Consider the following 16,748-nt stretch of genomic DNA (forward strand, 5'->3'; position numbering starts at 1 on the left):
CTATTACCGCTCAATCTTTTGCTCGCTGAACCGCCCGCCGAAGGTCGTTCGGCGGGCGGTTGGAATGAAGCGATGATTCCGTGCAGCGCGCCGTTACGCTCACGGCGCAGCCGCTAGGCGATCGCCGCGTCGGCAGCGCTCGGGACACTCGCGTGGCCGCCGACCAGGCAACGCTTGTGCTCGACGTGATATTCGAATTCGTTCCAGTAGTGCTTGAGCATGCCTCGCACGGGCATCGCCGCCGCATCGCCGAGCGCGCAAATCGTGCGGCCCATGATGTTCTCGGCAACCGAGTTCAGCAGGTCGAGATCTTCCTTGCGGCCCTGGCCGTGCTCGATGCGATTGACGACGCGATAAAGCCAGCCGGTGCCCTCGCGGCACGGCGTGCATTGCCCGCACGACTCTTCAAAGTAGAAGTACGACAGACGCAAGAGCGAGCGCACCATGCAACGCGTTTCGTCCATGACGATCACCGCGCCCGAACCTAGCATCGACCCGACCTTCGCGATCGAATCGTAGTCCATGTCGGTCTGCATCATGAGCTCGCCCGGCACGACAGGCGCAGACGAGCCGCCCGGAATCACGGCCTTGAGCTTCTTGCCGCCGCGCACGCCGCCGGCCAATTCCATCAACGTGGAGAACGGCGTGCCGAGCGGAATTTCATAGTTGCCCGGACGCTCGACGTCACCCGACACCGAGAAGATCTTCGTGCCGCCGTTGTTCGGCTTGCCGAGCTCGAGATACTGCTGCGGCCCGATCTCGAGCAGGAACGGCACCGCGGCGAAGGTCTCGGTATTGTTGATGGTCGTGGGCTTGCCGTAGACGCCGAAGCTCGCCGGGAACGGCGGCTTGAAGCGCGGCTGGCCTTTCTTGCCTTCGAGCGATTCGAGCAGCGCGGTTTCTTCGCCGCAAATATAGGCGCCGTAGCCGTGATGCGCGTGGAGCTCGAACGAGAAACCGGAGCCTAGGATGTCATTGCCGAGGTAACCGGCGCGACGCGCCTCGTCGAGCGCCTCTTCGAAGCGCTTGTAGACTTCGAAGATCTCGCCGTGGATGTAGTTGTAGCCGACCGTGATGCCCATCGCGTACGCGCCGATCGCCATCCCTTCGATGAGCGAATGCGGGTTCCAGCGCAGAATGTCGCGGTCCTTGAACGTACCCGGCTCGCCTTCGTCCGAGTTGCAGACGAGGTATTTCTGCCCCGGAAACTGACGCGGCATGAAGCTCCACTTCAAGCCGGTCGGGAAGCCCGCGCCGCCGCGACCGCGCAAGCCCGACGCCTTGACGTCGGCAATCACTTGCTCGGGCGGGATCTTCTCTTCGAGGATCCGGCGCAGCTGCTTGTAGCCGCCGCGCGCGACGTAATCGTCCAGACGCCAGTTCTCGCCGTTCAGGCCCGCGAGAATCAGCGGTTTGATGTGACGGTCGTGCAAAGACGTCATTTCGAAAGCTCCTCGAGCAAAGCGTCGATCTTCTCGCGGGTCATGAAGCTGCACATGCGGTGATTGTTCACGAGCAACACCGGTGCGTCGCCGCACGAGCCGAAGCACTCGCCTTCCTTGAGCGTGAACTTGCCGTCGGGCGTCGTTTCGCCGAAGTCGATACCGAGCTTCTGTTTCAGATAATCGGCCGTAGCCTCGGCGCCACCATGCGGGCCGAGTTGGCACGGCAGGTTCGTGCAAAGCGTGATCTTGTGCTTACCGACGGGCGACGTCTCGTACATCGTGTAGAAGGTCGCGACCTCCTGCACGGCAACGGCCGGCATGCCCAGGTAATCGGCCACGAACTGCATCAGTTCGGGCGACAGCCAGCCGTGCTCTTCCTGAGCGACGGCCAACGCCGACATCACGGCGGACTGTTTCTGATCGGCGGGATACTTCGCCAGCGCGCGATCGATTTCTTTCAGGCCTTCAGCTGAGATCATTTTGAGAACACGAACTCTTTCAATTCCTACCGAACGAAAACCTGCCGCCTTGTTCGTCGCGGCAGACCCGGCGCACCGCAGGCGGCATCACGCGCCGCTTGCTACCGTCGCGCCGTGCGGCGCTTACCGGTCGATTTCGCCGAACACGATATCCTGCGTACCGATGATGGTGACGGCGTCCGCGATCATGTGACCGCGCGCCATCTCGTCGAGCGCGGCCAGGTGCGCATAGCCGGGCGCGCGAATCTTGAGGCGATACGGCTTGTTCGCGCCGTCCGACACCAAATAGATGCCGAATTCGCCCTTCGGATGCTCGACCGCGGCATACGCTTCGCCTTCCGGCACGTGAAACCCTTCCGTGAAGAGCTTGAAGTGGTGAATCAGCTCTTCCATGTTCGACTTCATACCCACGCGCGAGGGCGGTGCGACCTTGTAGTTATCGATCATCACCGGGCCCGGGTTCTTGCGCAGCCACTCGATGCATTGCTTGGCGATGCGGGTGGACTGACGCATTTCCTCGACACGCACGAGGTAGCGGTCGTAGCAATCGCCGTTCACGCCGACGGGAATGTCGAAATCGAGCTGATCGTACACCTCGTACGGCTGCTTCTTGCGCAAATCCCACTCCACCCCCGACCCGCGCAGCATCGCGCCAGTCAATCCGAGCTGGAACGCGCGCTCGGGGCTGACGACGCCGATGCCGACCAGGCGCTGCTTCCAGATGCGGTTGTCGGTGAGCAGCGTTTCGTACTCGTCGACACAGGCCGGGAAGCGCGTGAAGAAATCGTCGATGAAGTCGAGCAGCGAGCCTTGCCGCGCTTCGTTCATCCTTTCGAGCGCCTTCGCGTTGCGAATTTTCGACGCCCTGTATTGCGGCATGGCGTCGGGTAGATCGCGATAGACGCCGCCCGGGCGATAGTAGGCCGCGTGCATCCGCGCGCCCGACACCGCCTCGTAGACGTCCATCAGATCCTCGCGCTCGCGGAACGCGTACAGGAACACCGCCATCGCACCGACGTCGAGCGCGTGCGCGCCGATCCACATCAAATGGTTCAGCACCCGCGTGATTTCGTCGAAGAGCACACGGATGTATTTCGCGCGAATCGGCACGTCGATGCCCAGCAGCTTCTCGATGGCCAGCACGTAGCCGTGCTCGTTGACCATCATCGACACATAGTCGAGACGGTCCATGTACGGCACCGACTGAATGTAGGTCTTGTTCTCGGCGAGCTTTTCCGTCGCACGATGCAACAGGCCGATATGCGGATCGGCGCGTTGGATCACTTCGCCGTCGAGCTCGAGCACGAGGCGCAGCACGCCGTGCGCTGCCGGGTGCTGCGGGCCGAAGTTGAGCGTGTAGTTCTTGATCTCTGCCATGGCGACCTCTTAGTGTTTCAGACCGCCGTAGCGATCCTCGCGAATCACGCGCGGCGTGATTTCGCGCGGCTCGATCGTCACCGGCTGGTATACGACGCGCTTTTCTTCCGGGTCGTAGCGCATTTCGACATAGCCCGAGACCGGGAAATCCTTGCGGAACGGGTGACCGATGAAGCCGTAATCGGTCAGGATCCGACGCAGATCGGGGTGGCCGTCGAACACGATGCCATACAAGTCGAACGCTTCGCGCTCGTACCAATTGGCCGAATTCCAGACATCGACGACGGAGGGCACGAGCGGCATGTCGTCATCGGGCGCGAATACGCGCACGCGCACGCGCCAATTGTTCGACACCGACAACAGATGCAAGACGGCGGCGAAGCGCGGGCCGTCGTAAGCGCCGTCGCCGTACGTTTGATAGTCGATGCCGGCCAAATCCATCAGTTGCTCGAAGCCGAGTGTGCGATCGTCGCGCAAGCGCTTGGCGACATCCAGGTAGTCACCCGCCTTCACGACGATGGTCAGCTCGCCGATCGATTCGGTGATGCTTGTCAGACGGCCGCCAAAGGCCGCCTCGAGGTTCGCTTTGAGAGTCTCGAGTTTGCTTGCCATATTGTGGGGAAGCTTGCGCTTATTGACGGGCGATGGTGTTGGTGCGGCGGATTTTCGCCTGCAGCTGGATCACGCCATAGACGAGCGCCTCGGCCGTCGGCGGGCAGCCGGGCACATAGACGTCGACCGGCACGATGCGATCGCAGCCGCGCACCACGGAATACGAGTAGTGGTAGTAGCCGCCACCATTCGCGCAGGAACCCATCGAGATCACCCAGCGCGGTTCGGCCATTTGGTCGTACACCTTGCGCAGCGCGGGCGCCATCTTGTTGCAAAGCGTGCCGGCCACGATCATGACGTCGGACTGACGCGGGCTAGGACGGAATACGACCCCGAACCGGTCGAGGTCGTAGCGGGCCGCACCCGCATGCATCATCTCGACTGCGCAGCAGGCGAGCCCGAACGTCATGGGCCAGAGCGAACCCGTGCGCGTCCAGTTGATCAGCTTGTCAGCCGTCGTGGTGACAAACCCTTCCTTCAAGACCCCTTCGATACTCATTTGCTGTGTACTCCAGACGGGACGGCGAGCTTCGCAGCGCCCGCGAGAAACCGGCGATTAACCCATCACTCCCACTCGAGCCCGCCCTTGCGCCAGATATAGGCGAAACCAAGCAAGAGTTCGAGCAGGAAAATCATCATCGCCATGAAGCCGAGCCAGCCGATGTCACGCAGGGCGACACCCCACGGAAACAGGAACGCGGTCTCGAGATCGAAAATGATGAACAGGATTGCGACGAGGTAGTAGCGCACGTCGAACTTCATGCGCGCGTCTTCGAATGCCTCGAAGCCGCACTCGTACGGCGAATTCTTTTGATTGTCGGGGCGGCTCGGGGCGAGGACCTTGCCGATGGCGACAAGTGCAATGCCTAAACCGGCGCCCACAAGGATGAAGAGCAATACGGGGAAGTAGGCTGCGAGGTTCAAGACTATCCTCTTTCGGTTGGTTCTGAGTACCGTAGGGATCGGTCCCACCCCTACAGAAAATCACTTCGTCCTACTCGCCTTCGCAAGGTACACCGCATGGAAGACGTAAGCATGACCCCAGAAGTGACAATGCCAGCCGAAGCGAAGCAAGCGGCTGGCATTGGATAACTTTGGTGCCGACGGCGAGACTCGAACTCGCACAGCTTTCGCCACTACCCCCTCAAGATAGCGTGTCTACCAATTTCACCACGTCGGCACTAACTGCAATCCGGGACACAACTCGTCGAAACCCGCGAATCGCTTCAAGACTTAAATTCTAACGTGTTCCCTAGGATTGTTCAACGCACAAATGCGACTTTATGCGAAATTTCTCACTTCGGAACGGCGTTGCTGGACGGAGCGGGAGCGGCCGCGGGCGCCGACGCCGCCGGCGCGGAAGCCGCCACCACGGCCGATGCGACCGGCGCAGGCGCCGCGCCCAAGAGGCCCGCAGACGGCTTGGACTTGTACGAGCCGAGGTAGGTCAGCGTCAGCGTCGTGGCAAAGAAAATTGCTGCGAGGACCGCGGTCGTGCGCGACAGAAAGTTCGCCGAGCCGGTGGCGCCGAACAAGCTGCCCGAAGCCCCGCTACCGAATGCCGCACCCATATCTGCGCCCTTGCCATGCTGCAACAGCACAAGGCCGATGACGCCCAGTGCCGACAACAGCTGCACGACGATGATCAACGTTTTGAAAAACAGCATCTGACTCACCTAATAGGAGGTTTCAGCGCCCGGCGCGGTTTGCCCCGAACACCGCTTCGCAGTTGCGCTCGACTTTCAGCCAGCTTGGCTCGCCGTTGCCGCCGCCGCGCAAATTGCGAGGAAATCTTGACTCTTGAGCGACGCGCCGCCAATGAGGCCGCCGTCGATATCCGCTTGCGCGAACAGTTCTTGGGCATTCTCAGGCTTGACACTGCCGCCATACAACAACGCCACGCCGGCGAGCGCCGCATCTTTTTGCACCAGGCGCGCGCGCAGAAATGCATGCACCTCTTGAGCTTGCTGAGCCGTCGCGCTGCGCCCCGTGCCGATGGCCCAGACCGGCTCATAGGCAACGACGACGCGCGCCGCTTCTTCCACCGACAGCAGGTTCAGCACGGCGCCGAGTTGCGCGCCCACGACCGCCTCCGTCGTGCCTGCCTCTCGCTCGTCCAGCGTTTCACCGATACACACGATCGGCGTGAGGCCGGCCTCGAGCGCTCGTCGCGCTTTCGCCGCGACGAGCTCGGAGCTTTCCGCATGATAGGCGCGACGCTCCGAATGGCCGACGATAGCGAGCGTGGCGCCAAATTCGACAGCCATTTCGGCAGCGACTTCGCCGGTATAGGCGCCATGCGTGTACACGGAAATGTCTTGCACGCCCCATGCGAGCGGCTTGCCCGCGAGTTGCGCCTGCGCTTGCGCGAGATAAGGGGTAGGCACGCAAACGCCGATGCGCACGGCAGCGGTCATTGCACCCGCCCCTTCGGCAATCGCTTGCAAGAGCGCTGCGTTATCCGCCAGACGCCCGTGCATCTTCCAATTGCCGACCACCCACTTCACTCGCTGTTTCGACATGTCTCGCCCGTGTATCGTGTCTTGCCGGCGGCCAGGCCGCCGTGCTTCGCGCCACCTCGCATGGACCTAGGCGCCGAGCCGATATTGCCGTGCCGCCGCCGCATTCTCGCCGGACCGTACGAGCTGTCCGCCCGCGCCAAGCCGTTGCCAAGCGATCGCGCGAAGGCGAACGCAAAACGCGCAATTTTACTGTGCCTTGGCGGAGCCGGTCAAACGGACCGCGCAGCCGCGACTGCGCGGCCGGCGCGAGACGCGTCGGCGCGGGCCGCGCGCCGAGCAGGGGAACGCTCGGCTCCCGCTCGGGACAAGGCCCGCGCCCACATCGCGGCAGTGTTTCGACCCAGCCCGCGCCGCTTATTGGGCCTCGCCGCTCCAATCGAGCACGATCTTGCCGATGTGCTCGCCGCTTTCCATCAGCGCATGCGCCTGGGCCGCTTGGCTGGCGGGCAGCACGCGATAGACGATCGGCTTGATCCGGCCCTCCTCGACGAGCGGCCATACGCGCTCTTTCAGTTGTGCGGCGATCTTCGCCTTGAAGTCGATCGAGCGGGGGCGCAACGTCGAGCCCGTGATGGTCAAGCGCCGCCGCAGCACCTCGCTCAGGTTCACTTCCGCCTTCGCGCCGCCCAGCAACGCGATGATGACGAGCCGGCCGCCGTCGGCAAGCGCCGACAGTTCGCGCGGCACATAGCCGCCTGCCACCATATCGAGGATGACGTCGACGCCGCGGTCGTTCGTGAGGGACTTCACCACTTCGACGAAATCTTCCGACCTATAGTTGATCGCACGCTCGGCGCCGAGCGCTTCGCAGGCCTTGCATTTCTCCGCCGTGCCGGCGGTCGCAAATACGCGCAAGCCCAACGCGTGAGCGATCTGTATCGCAGCGACGCCGATGCCGCTCGAGCCGCCCTGCACGAGCAGCGTCTCGTTCGCACCGCCTTCTCCCGCACCCAGTTGGGCGCGATCGAACACGTTGCTCCAGACGGTGAAGAAGGTTTCCGGCAACGCGGCCGCCTCGATGTCGCTCAAGCCGCGCGGGACAGGCAAACATTGCGCAAGCGGAACATTGACGAATTGCGCATAGCCGCCGCCCGCGACGAGCGCGCACACGCGCTCGCCCAGTTTGAGTCCGAAGGGGTTGTGCTTGTCGAGACTGCCGCCCACGATTTCACCCGCCACCTCGAGCCCAGGCAAGTCGGATACGCCCGGCGGCGGCGCATAGGCGCCCTTACGCTGAAATACGTCCGGGCGATTCACGCCCGAGGCCGACACCTTGACGAGCACCTCGCCGGCGCCGGGCGCGGGCATTGGCCGTTCGGCCAGCGCCAGCACTTCGGGCCCGCCGAACTCGGTAATTTCGATCGCTTTCACAGCACCTCCGAGGCAGTCGAACGAGGAACGGAAAATGGAAACGGCCCTATTCTGATGAAAAAACGGCCGGCGCGCTTGGAAAGCGGCCGGCCGTTCTAGCGCCCGGAGGCGGCGACGCGTTACTGCTGCGGCGCCGGCTCCGACGGGGCGGCGCCTGCGCCGCCTTCGTTCAGGAGCGCCTTCGACGACAGACGCACGCGGCCCTTTTCATCCGTTTGGATGACCTTGACCTTCACGTGCTGACCTTCGGTGAGGTAGTCCTTGATGTCCTTGATGCGCTCGTTGGCGATTTCGGAGATGTGCAGCAAGCCGTCTTTGCCCGGCAGGATGTTCACGATCGCGCCGAACTCGAGCAGCTTGAGCACGGTGCCTTCGTAGACCTGGCCGACTTCGACGTCGGCCGTGATGGCCTCGATGCGGCGCTTGGCCTCAGCCATCCCTTCGCTGCTCGTGCTCGCGATCGTCACGACGCCGTCGTCGGAGATGTCGATCGTCGTGCCCGTTTCTTCCGTGAGGGCGCGGATGACCGAACCGCCCTTGCCGATCACGTCGCGAATCTTCTCCGGATTGATCTTGATCGTGATCATGCGCGGGGCGAACGCCGACAATTCCGTGCTCGCACCGGCCACGGCATCCTTCATCTTGCCCAGGATGTGCATGCGGCCTTCCTTCGCCTGTGCGAGCGCGACTTGCATGATTTCCTTCGTGATCCCTTGGATCTTGATGTCCATCTGCAGCGCCGTCACGCCGTCGGCCGTGCCGGCCACCTTGAAGTCCATGTCGCCGAGGTGATCTTCGTCGCCGAGGATGTCGGTCAACACGGCGAACTTGTTGTCCTCGAGGATGAGGCCCATCGCGATACCGGCCACGTGCGCCTTCATCGGCACACCGGCATCCATCAGCGCGAGACAGCCGCCGCAAACCGAAGCCATCGACGACGAACCGTTCGATTCGGTGATTTCCGACACGACGCGGATCGAATAGCCGAACTCCTCGGCGCTCGGCAGGCATGCGACGAGCGCACGCTTCGCCAGGCGCCCGTGGCCGATCTCACGACGCTTGGGCGTGCCGACGCGGCCCGTTTCGCCCGTCGCGAACGGGGGCATGTTGTAGTGAAGCATGAAGCGCTCGCGGTATTCGCCTTCGAGCGCATCGATGATCTGCTCGTCGCCCTTCGTGCCGAGCGTGGCGACGACGAGCGCTTGCGTTTCGCCGCGCGTGAACAGCGCCGAACCGTGGGTACGCGGCAAGACGCCCGTGCGGATTTCGATCGGACGCACCGTGCGCGTGTCGCGGCCATCGATGCGCGGCTCGCCGTTCAGGATTTGGCTGCGGACGATCTTCGCTTCGATGTCGAACAAGATGTTGCCCACGGCCGTCTTGTCGACCGGCATCTGGCCTGCGGCCAGCGCTTGCTCGTCGAGCTTGGCGCTCGTTTGCGCGTAGATTTCCTTCAGCTTCGTCGAGCGCTGCTGCTTGTTGCGCAACTGGTATGCGGCGACCAGCTCGCCGTGGGCGATTTCGGTCACGCGCGCGATCAACGCCTCGTCCTTCGGCGCAGGCTGCCAATCCCATTCCGGCTTGCCGCCTTCACGCACGAGTTCGTGAATCGCGTCGATCGCCGTTTGCATTTGCTCGTGACCGAACACGACGGCGCCGAGCATCACGTCCTCGGGCAGTTGATCCGCTTCCGATTCCACCATCAATACCGCGCGCTCGGTACCGGCCACGACGAGGTCCAGGCTCGAATCCTTCAACTGCTCGCGCGTGGGGTTCAACACGTATTCGTTGTTGAGGTACCCGACACGGGCGGCGCCCACGGGGCCGTTGAACGGCAGGCCCGAGATGGCGAGCGCAGCCGATGCGCCGATCAGCGCGGGGATATCCGCCGGCACGTCCGGGTTGATCGACAGCACGTGAATGACGACTTGGACTTCGTTATAGAAACCTTCGGGAAACAGCGGACGCAGCGGACGATCGATCAGGCGCGACGTGAGCGTTTCGTGCTCCGACGGACGGCCTTCGCGGCGGAAGAAACCGCCCGGGATCTTGCCTGCCGAGTAGGTCTTCTCGATGTAGTCGACCGTCAGCGGAAAGAAGTCCTGGCCCGGCTTGGCCGATTTCGCGCCGACGACCGTCGCGAGCACGACCGTGTCTTCGACGTCGACGATGACGGCGCCCGAGGCTTGGCGCGCAACTTCACCCGTTTCGAGGCGAACGTTGTGTTGTCCCCATTTGAATTCTTTGACGACTTTGTTGAACATGGACATAGTCACTCCTTCTCTTTTTTCATCTGTTTGGGTTCGCCGCCCCGATGCGGGACGCATCGCTAAGCGGCGCCGACAGCCGGCGCACCTGCGGGAAGAGTAGTGTTATGCCATTCCAGCGCCGCGCCCAGCGATTCAAAGGCTTGCTCGCCGCGCTGGAATGACACAAAGCTCTGCCCGCCTTTGCCGGCGGTTCTGAACCGTCCCGCAGCGCAAACGGCACGCCACGGGGCCGACCTCACGCACACGTGCAACCTGTGGCGTTCAGTCTCGTTGAACTGCGCTCGCCGCCCCGGCGCGAAGCGCAATTGCGTTTCGCGCGGCACGGCGCTCAATGCTCTACCGAGGGCCAGGGCCGCTGCCAACGCACGAACCCCGGTCGACACGCGATGCGCCAAGTGCGATCGACGAAAAACAAAATGCCTGTATCAGCGCACTGACACAGGCATCTTGCATAAAGCGGCGACGGCCGATTACTTGCGCAGACCCAGCTTCTCGATCAGCGAACGGTAACGGTCGGCATCCTTGCCCTTCAGGTAGTCGAGCAGCTTACGACGACGGCTCACCATGCGCAGCAAACCGCGGCGGCTGTGGTGATCCTTCGTGTGCGCCTTGAAGTGCAAGGTCAATTCGTTGATGCGCGTGGTGAGCAGCGCGACTTGGACTTCGGGCGAGCCCGTATCGTTCGTGCCGCGTGCAAATTGCGCGACGATGTCGGACTTCTTGGTTTCAGCTACGGACATTTGATTTCCTTTAAAACAAACAAGCGGTCACGGAAGAAAGGCCGTGCCGTGGGTTACGACGAAGCGCGCATTGTAGCACAACCGGTGAGCGGGAGAGGCGCCGCCCCTGCGGGCCGCTCCGCCTGCCGCCGGCCGGCCCTCAGGGCCGCTTCATCTTGCATTCGCTTGGGATCTGCGTCTTGTTCGGCGGCAACACGAGCACCGTGCGGAAGCCGTAGCCCGAGCCCTCGTTGTCGAAACGAACGCCCGCCGTGCCCGCCTTATCCATCTCGATCACGTAGAGGGGCTGGATCAACTGATGATCGTCGGCGCGCATCTTGGCCTGGGCGAAGCCGTTGTCGTATTGCGCGCCTTCCAATGCCTTGGCCACCGCCACGGCGTCGGTGCTGCGCGCGCGGGTGAGCGCATCGGCCAGCATCTCGATCATGACGTCGATGCGCAGCAGCGCGTAATCGTCGTGCGCGCTCGGAAAGCGGGCGCGAAACGCCGCATAGTACGCGTCCGAAGCCGATGCGTCGGCATGCGGGAGCCGCTCGGCCGGCGGGGCCGCCGTGCCCGCGTTCGGATGCCAATCCGCGACGGCCAGCACCCGGCCAACGCCCGCCTCGCCGATCGCGGCCGGCGCATCGAGGCTGTTGCCGTAGAACGTATAGAATTTGCCGGCGAAGCCTTGCTCGCGCGCGGCTTTGACGAGCAGCGCCAAATCGTTGCCCCAGTTGCCCGTCACGACGGCGTCGGCCCCGCTCGCGCGCAGCTTGGCGATGTAGGGCGTGAAATCCTTCACGCGGCCGATCGGGTGAAACTCGTCCCCGACGACGGCCACGTCCGGGCGCTTGACCGCCAGCGCTGCGCGAGCGAGCGTGCTGACGTCGTGTCCGAAGCTGTAGTCCTGATTGAGCAAATAGACCCGCTTGACCGACTTGTCGCGCGCGATGACGTCGGCGAGCGCATTCATCCGCATGCCGGCATGTGCGTCGAAGCGAAAATGCCAGAAGCTGCAAGACGCACCGGTGAGCGCGGGATCGTCCGCCGAATAGTTCAAGAACAAGGTTCGATTATCCGGTTCGCGCGCGTTCTGCTTGTCGATGGCCGAGACCAACGCCGCCGCGACGGCGGAACCGTTGCCCTGCAGGACGAAAGGAATATGGCGATCGGTCGCGGCGCGCAATTGGACGAGCGCTTGCTCGACGCCGCCTTGGCTATCGAGCACCACGAGTTCGAGCGGATGCGCGCCGTCGGGGAGCGTCACGCCCCCGCGCGCATTGACGCGCTCGATCGCAAACCGGACGTTGCGCTCGACGGCCGCGCCGGCGTCGGCGAACGGCCCCGACATGCCTTCGATCAGCGCCAGCCGGATCGGTGCGTGCGGCGTTTGCGCGTTCGCACGCGTGGCCGGCGCGGTAATCGCGGTGAACGCGAGCGCGATCGCTACCCATTTCTTCCATTGACTCGTCATCCGCTTTCCTCACTGTCCGAAAGCGCGGATCATAGGCTGCGAGCATGGCGGATCGCAAGCAGTGCGATAGCGGGTGCACTCCGGTCAAAGCCGAATCGACGGCACGCGTTGAGGGAATCCCGCTCGATTACATGCCGCCTTCGCGCTATCCGCGGCGCTCGCGCTCTGTCCAAAGATCCCGACCCCGTGGTAAAACGCCGCTCTGGGAGTTAACGGAGAAATTCATGTCCAAGCGTCTATCGGTCGCACTCGTTTGCGCCGCAGCTTTCGCGCTCTCGGGCTGCGCGCAGCCGTGGCAAGGTTTCGCGCGTGGCGAGGATCAATCCGCGCTCGTTGCGCGCCTCGGGCCGCCGCGCGAAATCTACGATCTGCCCGACGGCGGCAAGCGGCTCATGTGGCCGACTCAGCCGATGGGCGAAGAGACGACGGCCGCCGACGTCGATTCGGCGGGAAAGATCGTCACGGTGCGGCAAGTCCTGCAGCCGAGCGAGTTCTATAAAGCGCAGATCGGCACGTGGACGAAGCAGGACGTCCTCGTGAACTTCGGGCGGCCGGTCGAGACAGCGTACTTTCCGCTGATGAAGCGCGAGGTCTGGACCTACCGCTATCTCGAAGACAACGTGTGGTACCAGCTTTATCACTTCTATTTCGATCCGCAGGGCATCTTACGGCTCACGCAAAAGACGCCGGACCCGCTGCACGAGCCGGATCGGAATCGGTTGTTTTGACGGGATGGGCGACAAGGCGAGGCGCATGCTCACGCCCGCTGCTCTGCGCCCCGCTGCCGGATTACCGTGGAAAAGCACGAAGCCCTCGGTGGCCAATGCCGGTCGAGGGCTTCGCGGCGAACCGGCGCTGCGTCGTCAGACGCCTTGCGGGTTCAACTTCTCCACATTCCCATGGAGCTTATTGAGCGCGGAAATATACGCCTTCGCCGAAGCCGCGACGATATCGGGATCGGTGCCGACGCCATTCACGATGCGCCCGCTCTTGGACAGGCGCACCGTCACTTCGCCCTGCGCCTGCGTGCCCGTCGTAATCGCATTGACCGAGTAAAGCAGCAACTCGGAGCCGCTGCCCACCTCGCCTTCGATCGCATTGAGCGTCGCATCGACCGGCCCGTTGCCGCGCGCCTCGCCCACGGTTTCCTTGCCGTCCACCGAGAACACCACGCGCGCGTGCGGGCGTTCGCCCGTCTCCGAATGCTGGGCCAGCGACACGAACTTGTAATGCTCGCGCTCCTGCGCCGCCGCCGATTCCTCGGTCACGATGGCGATGATGTCCTCGTCGAAGATTTCGGCCTTGCGATCGGCGAGCTCCTTGAAGCGCGCGAACGCCTGATTCAAATCCGCCTCGCTCTCGAGCGCGATACCGAGCTCTTGCAGGCGCTGCTTGAATGCATTGCGGCCCGAGAGCTTGCCGAGCACGATTTTGTTGGCGCTCCAGCCCACGTCTTCCGCACGCATGATCTCGTAGGTGTCCCGCGCCTTGAGCACGCCATCTTGGTGAATGCCCGACGCATGCGCGAACGCATTGGCGCCGACCACTGCCTTGTTCGGCTGCACCACGAAGCCGGTCGTTTGCGAGACGAGCTTCGAGGCCGGCACGATCTGCGTCGCGTCGATGCCGAGCTCCAAACCGTAATAGTCCTTGCGCGTGCGCACGGCCATGACGATTTCTTCGAGCGCCGTATTACCCGCTCGCTCGCCCAGGCCGTTGATCGTGCATTCCACCTGCCGTGCGCCGCCGATCTTCACGCCGGCCAGCGAGTTCGCCACGGCCATGCCCAAATCGTTATGGCAATGCACGGAGAAAATGGCCTTGTCCGAGTTCGGGATGCGCTCGCGCAGCGTCTTCACGAGATTGCCGTAAAGCTCGGGCACCCCGTAGCCCACCGTATCGGCGATATTGATCGTCGTCGCGCCTTCGTCGATCACCGCTTCGAGCACACGGCACAGAAAATCCATATCCGAGCGGCTGCCGTCCTCAGGCGAGAACTCGACGTCGTTCGTGAATTTGCGGGCGAAGCGCACGGCCAAACGCGCCTGCTCGTACACCTGCTCCGGCGTCATGCGCAACTTCTTCTCCATGTGCAGCGGGGAAGTCGCAATGAACGTATGGATACGAAAATGATCGGCCGGCGCCAGGGCATCGGCGGCCCGCTGGATGTCCTTGTCGTTGGCGCGCGCCAACGAGCAGACGGTGCTGTCCTTGATCAGCGAGGCAATCGTGTTGATCGCGTCGAAATCGCCGTTCGAGCTCGCCGCGAAACCGGCCTCGATCACGTCGACCTTCATGCGCTCGAGCTGCTTCGCGATGCGGATCTTCTCTTCTTTCGTCATCGACGCGCCGGGCGACTGTTCGCCATCTCGCAACGTCGTGTCGAAAATAATCAGCTTGTCTGCCATGTCATGTCTCCAGGGGGACGTTTGCTTTCGGGATGTGCAATGCAATGCGAAAACGGAATTCGGGCGTTGCCGCCACCGCTGGCGACGCCGAACAACGAACGAGGCAGACGGGGGCGAGAACGATTAGCGCGGTAGGCGCGCTAGCGCTAGCGCGCGTAGAGGCGCACTGGCTAGGAGGGATAGGCGGGGGAAGGTCAAAATCGACATGTCGCCGACTATAGCGGCATTCGCCGCTTCGCGCAATCGCCTCGGACCGGGCGGCGCGTGCGCCCCGCGAGCGCCACGCGCGCACCCGGGGCGGCAGCATGCGCGTCATGACCCTTTTTTAGTGTTCGTGCGGCGCGGAGCGGGCCGGATTGTCGCGCCCGCGCACCGCCATGTAGCCCCAGAACGCGTAACCCGAAAGCCCATAGAGCACGAACAGCCCGAACAGCATCAACGGCGGATCCGACGAAACGAGCACGAACGCGACGACCACCAGCAAAATCGCCGCAAACGGCACCCGATGCCGCACGTCCAGCGCCTTGCCGCTGTAGAACGGTGCGTTCGAGACCATCGTCACGCCCGCATACACCGTCAGCGCGAACGCCACCCACGGCAGCCAAACGAGCTTGAGGGGCACGCGATTGTCGGTGGCGAGCCAAACGAAGCCCGCAATCAGCGCGGCGGCAGCCGGGCTCGGCAGCCCCTGGAAGAAGCGCTTGTCGACCACGCCGATGTTCGTATTGAAGCGCGCAAGCCGCAGCGCGGCCCCCGAGCAGTAAACGAAGGCGGCAAGCCAGCCCCATCGCCCGAGGTCTTTCAGCACCCATTCGTACATGACGAGCGCCGGCGCGACGCCGAACGACACCATGTCCGATAGAGAGTCGAACTGTTCCCCGAACGCGCTTTGCGTGTGGGTCATGCGCGCGACGCGCCCGTCCATGCCATCGAGCACCATCGCCACGAAAATCGCAATGGCGGCGATCTCGAAGCGCACGTTCATCGCTTGCACGACCGCGAAAAAGCCGCAAAAGAGCGCCGCCGTGGTGAATGCGTTCGGCAGCAGGTAGATGCCCCGCGTGCGCAAGAACTGCTGGCGCGCGGCGCGCCGGCTTTCGGCAGGCGCCGAATCGGCGCCGAGCGTCTTGTTGCGGCGAAACGGATTGCGCCGGAACGGACGCGGCAACGGCGTGGCGCCGGTGCGCGGGCGACGCGGTTTGAAAGCGGCCATCGAACTCTCCCTTTGGCCGCGTCAGAGTTCGGCGAGGATCGTCGACGAGGCGAACACCTTTTCGCCGATCGACACCTTCGCGCGACTGCCGAGCGGCAGATAGACGTCGACGCGCGACCCGAAGCGGATGAAACCGTAGCGCTGCCCGCGTGCGAGCGGCTCCCCGGCACGCACGTAGCAAAGAATACGCCGCGCGATGAGGCCCGCGATCTGCACCGACGTGACCGTTTGGCCGCTCGCGGTCTGGATCACGATCGCATTGCGTTCGTTTTCGACCGAGGCTTTATCGATGGCGGCGTTCAAGTAGGCGCCCGGGAAATATTCCACTTTCGTGATCGCACCGTCCACCGGCGAGCGCTGCGAATGCACATTGAAGACGTTCATGAATACGCTGATTTTGAGCGCTTCGCGATCGGCGTATGGATCGCGCGTCGTTTCCACGGCGACGATGCGCCCGTCCGCGGGGCACAGCACGGCGTTCGCTTGCGTGGGAATCGCCCGCGGCGGGTCGCGGAAGAACTGCACGACGAAGATCAGCAGCAGCCAGAACGGCCAGGCCAAACCGAACCCCGCGACCGCATGGATCAACAACGCAACGACGGCGGCGATCGCGATAAACGGCCAGCCTTCGCGCGCGATGATCGGATGTGGGTAATTCATGGATCGTTTCGACTTTTTGTAAAACCACTAGGATAGCAAAAGCCGCCCCGTACGAGACGCACGGGACGGCTTTCTTGGGGGATTCTCACCGGCGAGCCGCGGCGCGAGGCCGTCGCGGCGCGGCAACGCCAGCGCGAACCCCTTGCGGGCGCGGGCTTTGCCGCGCCGTCGGGCCGCATGCGTGCGGCGCGACGG

The 16,748-nt window shown here is 63.5% G+C and carries 16 protein-coding genes and 1 tRNA gene; 1 reads left to right on the plus strand and 16 read right to left on the minus strand.

Going from position 1 to position 16,748, the window contains the following annotated elements:
* Positions 1-113: 113 nt before the first annotated feature.
* The 13 genes from nuoF to QQS38_RS21395 all read right to left on the minus strand — a co-directional run bounded on the left by nuoF (position 114) and on the right by QQS38_RS21395 (position 12,272).
* Complete coding sequence (gene nuoF, locus QQS38_RS21335; RefSeq protein ID WP_479647349.1) at positions 114-1,442, minus strand: NADH-quinone oxidoreductase subunit NuoF; 1,329 nt, start codon at positions 1,440-1,442, stop codon at positions 114-116.
* Positions 1,439-1,924, minus strand: a complete 486-nt coding sequence (nuoE, locus tag QQS38_RS21340; protein WP_479647350.1) for an NADH-quinone oxidoreductase subunit NuoE — start codon at positions 1,922-1,924, stop codon at positions 1,439-1,441. Before nuoE ends, nuoF begins: the two co-directional genes overlap by 4 nt.
* 123 nt (positions 1,925-2,047) lie before the next feature.
* Complete coding sequence (locus QQS38_RS21345) at positions 2,048-3,301, minus strand: NADH-quinone oxidoreductase subunit D (RefSeq protein ID WP_479647351.1); 1,254 nt, start codon at positions 3,299-3,301, stop codon at positions 2,048-2,050.
* A gap of 9 nt (positions 3,302-3,310) precedes the next feature.
* Positions 3,311-3,913: an NADH-quinone oxidoreductase subunit C gene (locus QQS38_RS21350; protein WP_479647352.1), complete on the minus strand. Its 603-nt coding sequence runs from the start codon at positions 3,911-3,913 to the stop codon at positions 3,311-3,313.
* A gap of 19 nt (positions 3,914-3,932) precedes the next feature.
* Positions 3,933-4,412 carry a NuoB/complex I 20 kDa subunit family protein gene (locus QQS38_RS21355; protein ID WP_006052903.1) on the minus strand — a complete coding sequence of 160 codons (480 nt, stop codon included), beginning with the start codon at positions 4,410-4,412 and terminating at the stop codon, positions 3,933-3,935.
* Between the two features lie 65 nt (positions 4,413-4,477).
* On the minus strand, positions 4,478-4,837 hold the full coding sequence (locus tag QQS38_RS21360; RefSeq protein WP_479647353.1) for an NADH-quinone oxidoreductase subunit A: 360 nt from the start codon (positions 4,835-4,837) through the stop codon (positions 4,478-4,480).
* A gap of 171 nt (positions 4,838-5,008) precedes the next feature.
* Positions 5,009-5,093 (minus strand) — tRNA-Leu (locus QQS38_RS21365).
* A 115-nt stretch (positions 5,094-5,208) separates the two neighbouring features.
* Entirely contained in the window at positions 5,209-5,580 is a 372-nt protein-coding gene (secG, locus tag QQS38_RS21370) for a preprotein translocase subunit SecG (RefSeq protein ID WP_479647354.1), read from the minus strand.
* 75 nt (positions 5,581-5,655) lie between these two features.
* Positions 5,656-6,435 (minus strand): triose-phosphate isomerase, encoded by a 780-nt coding sequence (gene tpiA, locus QQS38_RS21375; protein ID WP_479647355.1) that lies wholly within the window; start codon positions 6,433-6,435, stop codon positions 5,656-5,658.
* Positions 6,436-6,789: 354 nt separating this feature from the next.
* Complete coding sequence (locus QQS38_RS21380; RefSeq protein WP_479647356.1) at positions 6,790-7,806, minus strand: NAD(P)H-quinone oxidoreductase; 1,017 nt, start codon at positions 7,804-7,806, stop codon at positions 6,790-6,792.
* Between the two features lie 119 nt (positions 7,807-7,925).
* Positions 7,926-10,076, minus strand: a complete 2,151-nt coding sequence (gene pnp / locus QQS38_RS21385) for a polyribonucleotide nucleotidyltransferase (RefSeq protein WP_479647357.1) — start codon at positions 10,074-10,076, stop codon at positions 7,926-7,928.
* Between the two features lie 470 nt (positions 10,077-10,546).
* Positions 10,547-10,816, minus strand: coding sequence for a 30S ribosomal protein S15 (gene rpsO, locus QQS38_RS21390; protein WP_479647358.1), 270 nt, complete (start codon positions 10,814-10,816; stop codon positions 10,547-10,549).
* A gap of 139 nt (positions 10,817-10,955) precedes the next feature.
* Positions 10,956-12,272 (minus strand): branched-chain amino acid ABC transporter substrate-binding protein, encoded by a 1,317-nt coding sequence (locus tag QQS38_RS21395; protein ID WP_479647359.1) that lies wholly within the window; start codon positions 12,270-12,272, stop codon positions 10,956-10,958.
* 224 nt (positions 12,273-12,496) lie between these two features.
* Between QQS38_RS21395 and QQS38_RS21400 the strand changes: the two genes are divergently transcribed.
* Entirely contained in the window at positions 12,497-13,000 is a 504-nt protein-coding gene (locus tag QQS38_RS21400; RefSeq protein ID WP_479647360.1) for a hypothetical protein, read from the plus strand.
* A gap of 135 nt (positions 13,001-13,135) precedes the next feature.
* Here QQS38_RS21400 and QQS38_RS21405 read toward each other — a convergent pair whose 3' ends face one another.
* The 3 genes from QQS38_RS21405 to QQS38_RS21415 all read right to left on the minus strand — a co-directional run bounded on the left by QQS38_RS21405 (position 13,136) and on the right by QQS38_RS21415 (position 16,553).
* Complete coding sequence (locus tag QQS38_RS21405) at positions 13,136-14,680, minus strand: 2-isopropylmalate synthase (RefSeq protein WP_479647361.1); 1,545 nt, start codon at positions 14,678-14,680, stop codon at positions 13,136-13,138.
* A gap of 325 nt (positions 14,681-15,005) precedes the next feature.
* Complete coding sequence (gene pssA, locus QQS38_RS21410) at positions 15,006-15,893, minus strand: CDP-diacylglycerol--serine O-phosphatidyltransferase (RefSeq protein WP_479647362.1); 888 nt, start codon at positions 15,891-15,893, stop codon at positions 15,006-15,008.
* A gap of 21 nt (positions 15,894-15,914) precedes the next feature.
* Complete coding sequence (locus QQS38_RS21415; protein ID WP_479647363.1) at positions 15,915-16,553, minus strand: phosphatidylserine decarboxylase; 639 nt, start codon at positions 16,551-16,553, stop codon at positions 15,915-15,917.
* Positions 16,554-16,748 lie beyond the last annotated feature (195 nt).

The sequence above is a fragment of the Trinickia sp. Z7 genome (assembly GCF_056498045.1).

Excerpts from the sequence above, each read along its gene's own strand:
- nuoF (WP_479647349.1), bottom strand. The coding sequence starts at position 1,442 with ATGACGTCTTTGCACGACCGTCACATCAAACCGCTGATTCTCGCGGGC.
- nuoE (WP_479647350.1), bottom strand. The coding sequence starts at position 1,924 with ATGATCTCAGCTGAAGGCCTGAAAGAAATCGATCGCGCGCTGGCGAAG.
- QQS38_RS21345 (WP_479647351.1), bottom strand. The coding sequence starts at position 3,301 with ATGGCAGAGATCAAGAACTACACGCTCAACTTCGGCCCGCAGCACCCG.
- QQS38_RS21350 (WP_479647352.1), bottom strand. The coding sequence starts at position 3,913 with ATGGCAAGCAAACTCGAGACTCTCAAAGCGAACCTCGAGGCGGCCTTT.
- QQS38_RS21355 (WP_006052903.1), bottom strand. The coding sequence starts at position 4,412 with ATGAGTATCGAAGGGGTCTTGAAGGAAGGGTTTGTCACCACGACGGCT.
- secG (WP_479647354.1), bottom strand. The coding sequence starts at position 5,580 with ATGCTGTTTTTCAAAACGTTGATCATCGTCGTGCAGCTGTTGTCGGCA.
- tpiA (WP_479647355.1), bottom strand. The coding sequence starts at position 6,435 with ATGTCGAAACAGCGAGTGAAGTGGGTGGTCGGCAATTGGAAGATGCAC.
- pnp (WP_479647357.1), bottom strand. The coding sequence starts at position 10,076 with ATGTCCATGTTCAACAAAGTCGTCAAAGAATTCAAATGGGGACAACAC.
- rpsO (WP_479647358.1), bottom strand. The coding sequence starts at position 10,816 with ATGTCCGTAGCTGAAACCAAGAAGTCCGACATCGTCGCGCAATTTGCA.
- QQS38_RS21395 (WP_479647359.1), bottom strand. The coding sequence starts at position 12,272 with ATGACGAGTCAATGGAAGAAATGGGTAGCGATCGCGCTCGCGTTCACC.
- QQS38_RS21400 (WP_479647360.1), top strand. The coding sequence starts at position 12,497 with ATGTCCAAGCGTCTATCGGTCGCACTCGTTTGCGCCGCAGCTTTCGCG.
- QQS38_RS21405 (WP_479647361.1), bottom strand. The coding sequence starts at position 14,680 with ATGGCAGACAAGCTGATTATTTTCGACACGACGTTGCGAGATGGCGAA.
- pssA (WP_479647362.1), bottom strand. The coding sequence starts at position 15,893 with ATGGCCGCTTTCAAACCGCGTCGCCCGCGCACCGGCGCCACGCCGTTG.
- QQS38_RS21415 (WP_479647363.1), bottom strand. The coding sequence starts at position 16,553 with ATGAATTACCCACATCCGATCATCGCGCGCGAAGGCTGGCCGTTTATC.